Annotated in this window: 1 protein-coding gene; it reads left to right on the top strand. The window is 72.1% G+C overall.

The annotated features are described in order from the left end of the window. The coding region (locus KBX39_RS32090) for an acyl carrier protein (protein WP_210874181.1) at positions 1-903 on the top strand (903 nt) is incomplete at both ends.

Genomic DNA, 903 nt, shown 5'->3' with positions numbered 1-903 from the left:
GTGATCGACGTGCCCGCGCTGCGGGCGGCGACCTCCGGCGGCCCCGTGCCGGCCGTGCTGCGCACCCTGATCGGCGTGACCGGCACCCGCCGCCAGGTGGGGCAGGGCGGTGGCGGCTGGGCCGACCGGCTCGCCGGGCTCACCGAGGACGAGGGCCGCGCCCAGATCGACGTGCTGGTACGGGGTCTAGTCGCGCAGGTGTTGGGGCACGGTGGTGCGGAGTCGGTGCCGGCGGACCGGGCGTTCCGGGAGCTGGGCTTCGACTCGCTCACGGCGGTGGACCTGCGTAACCGGTTGAACGCGGCCACCGGGCTGCGGCTGGCGTCGACGCTGGTGTTCGACTATCCGACCCCGGCCGTGCTCGCCGAGCACCTGTGGTCGGAGCTGGCCGGCGTGCGTCAGTCGACCGCCGGACCGGTCGCCGGCACGGTCGTCGGCGCCGACGAGCCGATCGCGATCGTGGGCATGGCCTGCCGTTACCCGGGCGGGGTGGAATCCCCCGACGAACTGTGGGAGTTGCTGGCCGGCGGCGGTGAGGGGATAGGGGAGTTCCCGGCGGATCGCGGTTGGGATCTGGAGTCGTTGTTCGATCCGGATCCGGGGCGTAGCGGTACGTCGTATACGCGGCGTGGTGGTTTCCTGTACGGCGCGGCAGAGTTCGACCCCGGTTTCTTCGGTATTTCGCCGCGTGAGGCGCTCGCGATGGATCCGCAGCAGCGGTTGCTGCTGGAGGCGTCGTGGGAGTCGTTCGAGTCGGCGGGGCTGGACCCGCAGCGGTTGCGGGGCAGCCGGACGGGTGTGTTCGCCGGTGTCATGTACCACGACTACGCCTCCCGGCTCATGGACCTGCCGACCGAGGTGGAGGGCTACGTCGGGACCGGCACCTCCGGCAGCGTGCTGTCC

The sequence above is a fragment of the Micromonospora sp. D75 genome (assembly GCF_018070405.1).
Taxonomy (GTDB): Bacteria; Actinomycetota; Actinomycetes; order Mycobacteriales; family Micromonosporaceae; genus Micromonospora; species Micromonospora chalcea.
Note: the sequence above shows the minus strand (reverse complement) of the source record. Positions and strands in the feature narration are given on the sequence as shown.